Origin of the sequence: Pantanalinema rosaneae CENA516, from assembly GCF_050753385.1 — a bacterium.
Taxonomy (GTDB): Bacteria; Cyanobacteriota; Cyanobacteriia; order Leptolyngbyales; family Leptolyngbyaceae; genus Pantanalinema; species Pantanalinema rosaneae.
The window spans coordinates 1-6,564 of sequence record NZ_JBLZFZ010000117.1 but is presented as its reverse complement, the minus strand read 5'-3'; the positions used below and the strand labels follow the sequence as shown (position 1 = coordinate 6,564).

General features: G+C 58.8%; 8 protein-coding genes. 6 read left to right on the top strand and 2 right to left on the bottom strand.

All coding sequences use genetic code 11. The annotated features are described in order from the left end of the window. Positions 1–338: 338 nt before the first annotated feature. Positions 339–815, bottom strand: a complete 477-nt coding sequence (locus ACN4EK_RS31700; RefSeq protein WP_431662437.1) for a hypothetical protein — start codon at positions 813–815, stop codon at positions 339–341. A 106-nt stretch (positions 816–921) separates the two neighbouring features. Continuing rightward, positions 922–1,542 carry a hypothetical protein gene (locus tag ACN4EK_RS31695; RefSeq protein WP_431662436.1) on the bottom strand — a complete coding sequence of 207 codons (621 nt, stop codon included), beginning with the start codon at positions 1,540–1,542 and terminating at the stop codon, positions 922–924. 144 nt (positions 1,543–1,686) lie between these two features. Between ACN4EK_RS31695 and ACN4EK_RS31690 the strand changes: the two genes are divergently transcribed. From ACN4EK_RS31690 to ACN4EK_RS31665, 6 genes are all read left to right on the top strand, one after another. Further along, complete coding sequence (locus ACN4EK_RS31690; protein ID WP_431662435.1) at positions 1,687–2,388, top strand: hypothetical protein; 702 nt, start codon at positions 1,687–1,689, stop codon at positions 2,386–2,388. Further along, entirely contained in the window at positions 2,385–2,759 is a 375-nt protein-coding gene (locus tag ACN4EK_RS31685) for a hypothetical protein (protein ID WP_431662434.1), read from the top strand. The genes ACN4EK_RS31690 and ACN4EK_RS31685 overlap by 4 nt, the downstream gene beginning before the upstream one ends. Further along, positions 2,725–3,324, top strand: a complete 600-nt coding sequence (locus tag ACN4EK_RS31680) for a hypothetical protein (protein ID WP_431662433.1) — start codon at positions 2,725–2,727, stop codon at positions 3,322–3,324. Before ACN4EK_RS31685 ends, ACN4EK_RS31680 begins: the two co-directional genes overlap by 35 nt. Positions 3,325–3,374: 50 nt before the next feature. Further along, positions 3,375–4,535, top strand: coding sequence for a hypothetical protein (locus tag ACN4EK_RS31675; protein ID WP_431662432.1), 1,161 nt, complete (start codon positions 3,375–3,377; stop codon positions 4,533–4,535). 239 nt (positions 4,536–4,774) lie between these two features. After that, positions 4,775–5,767 (top strand): exonuclease domain-containing protein, encoded by a 993-nt coding sequence (locus ACN4EK_RS31670; RefSeq protein WP_431662431.1) that lies wholly within the window; start codon positions 4,775–4,777, stop codon positions 5,765–5,767. 448 nt (positions 5,768–6,215) lie between these two features. After that, on the top strand, positions 6,216–6,564 hold a 349-nt coding region (locus ACN4EK_RS31665), incomplete at its 3' end, for a hypothetical protein (protein WP_431662430.1).

The window sequence follows — 6,564 nt, the reverse complement described above, 5'->3', positions numbered from 1 at the left end:
TCGCAGGTTTCCGCTCCCATCAATCCGCTATCGTGTGTTCTGCCAAGGATACGCGTGACCCGAGACCTAGTAGTTGGCAAGGGTAGCGGTGTCTTGCGTTTATCAGCGATCATTCATCTGCTTGAGCTGCCGCCGATAAATTGCCCACTCCGATTTCGCACGCTCTCGCGCTGCCTCATTGTAGCGAGCGAGATCATTGGCCAACCGCCTCACGTTTTCGAAACCAACGCAAGCTTCGGCAATTCTCCGGGGTCTTTCTGGCGCTTCTGGTTGATCGCTGAGGTCGCACAGTAGATCGTCGGCGTCGTCAAGCACCCTCGCAATCTCCAGTTCAATCATCAGGCTTGACAAAGCCGATAACGCTCGCCCTGTAGATTGGTCCATTCAAACCAACCATCGCCGGTCTCGGGAGGCCGTCGAAGTGTGGGATTGCTGTCTATAAGCTTGTAAGCTTCGGCACGCGTGAGATGAATCGCGTTTGGCACTGACGCTGCAATGGATATCAACACCACTTCCTGATTCTTGGTAATGTTAGCTGCCAGAAGTGCTCGTGCTTCTTCGGGGTTTCGCTCGGACAGCGCGGCTAAATCGGCTCGCTCCCTGTTCATGTATGCAAGAGCTAAAAGGAGGGCATTGTTTTTCCGAAACTCAACAGCGCCCTTAAGGAGCGCTTGGACGATGGCGTTGTCGCGAACGGTTGCGCATTTGTTCCAATTGGCGGCATCGTTGGACAACTCCTTGAGCCTGGAAACTGCTGCACGCGCCTCACGATCGAGTTCGACGAATTCGTCTCCGTTCGCGGTCTCTATCTGCACAAGGGTTTTATTCAGCCATCCTTAAAGTGCGCGATCTCCGCCTCGATGGGTCCCGGCGAATTCAGGCTGTGCCGAACGCCATGTCGGTCGGTCCATGTGAACTCGGTCATGCGAAATCCTCATAGTTGAGATTGGCGCCCTTAGCCGCAAGCCAGTCGGAGGCTTCGCCGCGCAATAAGTCGCCGGGCATCGCGATCCGCAGCGCGCGGCAGGTGACGCGGATGAGCCAACGCTGGTCGGCGGTCATCGGTAGGGTGCGCCATTCGCCCTTGAGGCGAAATTCTTCATCGCGTTCCAGCCATTCAGCTTTGTCTTCGCAATAGGCTTCGAGACGACGGAGCCATGTTTCATATTGGCCGCGGGCCTCAAGCTCTGGCGCCTTGCGGTCGATCAATCGGGTGATGATGTTGCCCGCTGGCAAATCGGGCTCGGCCTCAGCTTCGGTTTTGACCATTTCAGCGAATTGTGCCGAAGGCATGGCCAGCAGGCCTGCCAGTGCACTGGCATCGGCGGCGCTCAAGCCAAACTTCAACATCACCCCGCCGAGGGTGATCTTGTGATGCAGCTCGGTTGGGTTGGCGACGACGAGCTTGTGGCTGGGTTCGGCAAGCTGTCGGCGGCGCGCTGCGATTTCCTCGCGCGCGCGCGAGATGTCCGCAAGCTTGGCATCAGCCTCGGCGAAGAAAGTTTTAACCCGCTCATCGGTTTTGTCAGATTGATGCTCCATATTGATATACTCCAATTGCGAGCATATATGGCAGAGAAATAAACAATCAAGTTGAAATATTCAGGGGGTGATCTAAACTAATCAGAGGGGCCATTTTTGTTTTGAGGTTGGGGTTTTTGTTTAGGCGCATTTAATGTTTCCGATATGAATACACAGGATCCATCTCGCAAACCCCGTAACAAAAACCCCAACCACCGCGCCTACAAGTTCGCCGAAATCCTGACCTCCGACCAAGACGGGCGCCAAGCAGTCCTCACCCAGAAGGCTGCCAAGCAGATGTTCAAGCGCAAGGTTCGCGCCCGGGTCAGCGGCGACAAGAACTGGTTGAGCTCAAAGGATCTCGACCGGGCGGTTGCTGCATCCGAGCGCGATGACAAAAAGGCGGCACGGCGTTTCAAGAAACAGCAGCTCGAGCAGGACCTGGAGCTTGCGAAGCAATTGAGGCGAAGGATCAAGACCGCAAAGCCCAAGAAGGAAAAGGTCCTGCAACGGCAGTCCAAGGGTGCTCAGCTCATAAGTCCGGGGCGCCATAGCGTCCTTCCGAACTATGGCTACGCAATCAGGGATCGCCAAGGTCGCATCGGTGTGCATCCGAAATTCAAATACATCTCAAGCAAAACCAGCAAGCCCGGGGCAGCCAGGAGGGCCGTTCAATACTATGCACGAGGCGTCGAAATCGATGCCAATGGCCTGCCCATGGTATATTCGAATGTGGCGCGAAGTGTGCAGGAGGCGGCGACATGCTTTGATCATATCGAGATGATCAATCGGTCAGCGCAGAAGAATGCCAAAGTGGCAATGACCGGTATAATGCCCATGGATCCGCGCTGGACACCGAGCAGATGATGAAGGTGGCAACGGATTGGGCTGATGAAAACCTCGGCAAACATGGACTGCCATATTTCATTGCACTGCATCCGCCGCCGCCAGAAGGCGACCAGCGCAACTGGCACGCACATATCATATGGAGCTGGCGCCCTGTCACGCGCGTCGGCGACTACGAATGGGAGGTGAGCGAAAATCTGCTCACCAGTCTCGATGGAGCCTCTGGCATTCGTCTGCTGCGTGAGCGGTTTGCGGCGCATATGACTGCCATGTCCGCCGAGGTGGGCGACTTCGATGTTTACACCTCGCTGAGCCACGCGGCCCGCGGTCTTCCGATTATACCCCAGGAACCTCTTTATGAAACGCGCACCCGCAAGGCGCGGCGCGGGTGAATTTGTGCCGGAAAACGAGCGCAACCACGAACGCATGATCGCATCGCTTGCGGCACTGCTCGATGATAAGCTGCGCGCATTGGATGATTATCTCGCTGCCGAAGCCGACGCACTGCAGAAAGTGATGGCGAGCTTTATCCGACCGGTGCGTGTTCCTGATGTGCCGGATACCACGCCGGCGCCAAGCGTCACCATCCCCGAAGAATTCATGGATGTGGTTGAACCCTTGCGCCCCATCGACGAACAGGCCCCTGATATAAGGGTGCCGGAGCCAGTCCCGGGCTTTTCGTTTGCCGAATTGCAGCGCATGTTCGCAGACCTGTTCGGACGCGAGATTCCAGCGCCGCTTGAAACGGCGACGGTTCCCAACCCACTGCCTGATTGCCCTGAACCGCAATCCGCATCGACCGTGATTGCGGTGAACTTGCCTGAAGTTCCGCCATTACTGCGCCCTACCGATCCGCCCGAATTGCCGGATGTCCCGTCTCCACCCGGTCGATCCGCTTCGGCATCAGTCGCAGATTTGCGAATTACTCCGCTGGAGCCGCTGACCCCATCGATGTGAGGCAGATTCCGGATATTCCTACGCCTCCACTGCCATGTGCGGTCACAGCGGTGAGCGTGGCCGATGGCGCGTTTCTTCAGCCAGTGCGGCCAATTGATGTGCCGCCGATGGTGCCTGCCGTGCCGCCGCATCCCGTCCATCCGGTGCCCGTCGTCCCTACATTGGGACGACTTCCGCAGCCGCTGCCGACGATTACCCCCGTGGCTTTGCCCGATGTTCCACTGCCACCGCAGCCGGTCCCGCCTATTATCAGCGGCAACCTCGCGCGGGCGACTGTGCTCGACCGGATCGGGGAGCGCACCTTGGCATTGATCCACGCAGCAATTGCCGAGGCAGACAGCCTCCTGCAGCGCATTATCGAGATGCGCAAAGCGGCCGAGGAAGAAGTTGAGGCTGAAGCCCAGCACCTAGCGGGGTCGCCTGATCCTGTGATCGCGCCTGCCACGCCGAACGAGCCCATGCAAAGCGACCTGTCGGACACAGAACATGATGATGCCAACAACGCCAGTGCTGTGTCCTTGCCCAAAGACCAGGATCAGCGCGAGCGGACTGTCGCAGATGATAGCTCACGCGATCCGAGACGCGCCGCCAGCATTGATGAGGTCTTGAAAGCTGTTGCCTTCTTCAAGGTGCCCGCCCGTAGAGTTTTCCAAAACCCGGATGGGTCATTGCGCCCGGACATGGGCCTCTGGAATCGCGCAGGCCTTGAACCATGGCTTTTGAAACATCCTGATGTTGTCGCCCAGTTGAAGGAAGCAGGGTCGAGCCAAAGTCTTTTCATCGATCTTTTCACCGACATATGTGTGGATACGGCTGACATTGCATCCGCGCAACGTGGTGCAGACGCAATGATGCAGAAAATCCCGGCAGATAGGCAGTGGGAGATGAAAGCTTGGCTGAACACAGGCCTGATTGAAGAAGTGCTCATTCCGACGGTGATAAAGGTCGGAAAGGAGCGGGCCTTGAATGCCGCTCGCACTTGGAACCGGGCAGCAGTGTCATCGAAGGAGCGCGCTGCTGCTGCTATCGAGGCAGAGAATTGGCAAAGACGTTGGCCGAATGCAATCAAGCCAGATTTGCTGATGCAGCTTGAACAGGAAGCGAAAGCGGCGCGCCTCCAGCAGCAGGCCATGCAAAAAGCCGCCGCCGATGACGCAACAGGCGATCAAGGTAGCTTGGGCACACACCGCATCCGGATGATGCGCAGGTGAAGAGGAACGCGAGAGAGCGCGAAAAGCGCTTGCGCGTTCTTGAGCAACAACGTCGGAATCAGCAGGGGCCTGAGTTGTAAAGTCAGCATCATTGTATTGCCTGGCTGGTAAGCCCCCCCCAATCGCCCCCCGCATGTCGCGGGGATCGGAAAATATCTCGGCTGAAGCCTCGTGGTGAGACTGGTTGGTAGAAGGGAAAAGTAGCCTTCGGCCAGTCTCGCAATAGCGAGGTAAAACTTATGGAAAATGACGAGAGAACTGCCGCCATCGCGCAAGGCGATGGCGGAAACGATGACGCATGCCGGGTGCTGACACCGGTCAGACGGCGCGAGGACTGGCCAAGACAGCCGGAAACAGAACCGTGGTCAGGGTCGGACGCGGATACTGATCCCAAGTCCGACCCAGTGGAAAACGTCCCCCCCTTGCGCCGGGTGTGCGTGCTGGATGTCGAGACCACCGGGCTTGATCCTGTGCGCCATCACGTGATCGAACTGTGCACGGCTGCCGTGCTGGTCGATGCGCGCGGCAAGATCGTCGGCCTGCCAGCGCTCAAATGGGGTCGGGAGGATCCGGGCTATCCGCTGCCGCCCAAGATCACGAAGCTGACCGGGATCACCGATGCCGATGTGGCAGGAAGAGGCATCTGCCGCGATCAGCTGACCAAGTTCATCACGGGCTGCGAGGCAGTGGTGGCCTTCAATGCCGCCTTTGATCGCCAGCACATGGAGGTGTTCGCACCCGGCCTGCCAATGATGGACTGGGGCTGCGCGATGGCGGATGTCCCCTGGCGCGATCTGGGGTTTGAGCCGGGACCCCAGAACTACCTGCTGATGCAGACGGGCAAGTTCAATCCCTCCGCCCACCGTGCGGCTGACGATGTGCTGTCGCTGATCGAGCTGCTGGATCACACCTGCCGTGATGGCGAGACCGTGATAGCCAAGGTTCTCAAGGCCATTGCTGCCCCAGCATGGCGGTTCGAGGCAACCTCTGCTCCCTTCAGGTTCAAGGAAGACCTGTGGGACCGGGGCTACAGGTGGCGGCCACAGGGCAGGCACGGGGTGTCGCACCGCCATGTCCGGGACGGCGAATATGCCGATGAGCTCGCCTGGTATCGAGCAACCATCGGCAAGGAGCCTTCAATCGTGCCGCTGCCAGCCAGCGAGCGCTATCGCGGTGATTACCGCTGGCAGCCTGTTGAACCAGCAGGAGGGCGTCCCTCATGGCTCAGGTAAAGAACGGCCCATGGAGCTTTTGCTGTCCTGCGCTGGTGCATGATCCGATACGCCAGCGGGTGCAGTTCCACCAGAAAGCCCAGCGTCAGGGGCAGGGGCAATCGGGACGGCGGGTGCGGGAAGAACGTATCCCGCCCCACGTGTGCCACCCGCTTATCCGGGGCGAGGGAAAAGCTGCGCGCAGCAGCAGTGGCAGCAGCCTTGGCCGTGATCCGGCCGGGCGGAAAACACTGGCCCAGCCAGCATCGCCTCAAGGGGCCCAGCCAGCCTCATCCCAAGTGCCACAGCCAGCCTTCAGCCCAGACAGCAGGAAGCAACCGCAGCAGCGGGTGCGCACAGCGCTTGGCTTTGAAGGGGAGGGTTTTGTGAGCCTTCGGCATGAAAGGAAAAGGTTGAAGGCTTCCAGCTGCGCGGGCGCAGCTGGTGATAATCAAGAAAGGAACATAACATGAATAGAACGACGATACTCTCTCCCACGGTGGCATCGCTTGCCATCATCCGTGACAATCCAGCCGCACCTCCGGGCGCTGCGATCCGGCATGTGGCAGTCTTTGTTGCCAACATCACGAGCTGCGGGAAGCATCAGTTCCGGATCGAGACCCAAGCCTTTGGCGGAAGCGAGGACGGCAGGGATGTTACCGACTGGCTCGCGAGCGTCATTGCTCCGGGCACTGACATTGCTCTGCGCCCAGCCAGCAGCATGCGCGATCCCTCGCCTGCAAGTGATCTGGAAGGGCCATCACCATGGTGGCCGATTGCCGACATGGCATGGCTGCGCGCTGTCTCTTATACACATC

Excerpts from the sequence above, each read along its gene's own strand:
- ACN4EK_RS31695 (WP_431662436.1), bottom strand. The coding sequence starts at position 1,542 with ATGGAGCATCAATCTGACAAAACCGATGAGCGGGTTAAAACTTTCTTC.
- ACN4EK_RS31690 (WP_431662435.1), top strand. The coding sequence starts at position 1,687 with ATGAATACACAGGATCCATCTCGCAAACCCCGTAACAAAAACCCCAAC.
- ACN4EK_RS31685 (WP_431662434.1), top strand. The coding sequence starts at position 2,385 with ATGATGAAGGTGGCAACGGATTGGGCTGATGAAAACCTCGGCAAACAT.
- ACN4EK_RS31680 (WP_431662433.1), top strand. The coding sequence starts at position 2,725 with ATGAAACGCGCACCCGCAAGGCGCGGCGCGGGTGAATTTGTGCCGGAA.
- ACN4EK_RS31670 (WP_431662431.1), top strand. The coding sequence starts at position 4,775 with ATGGAAAATGACGAGAGAACTGCCGCCATCGCGCAAGGCGATGGCGGA.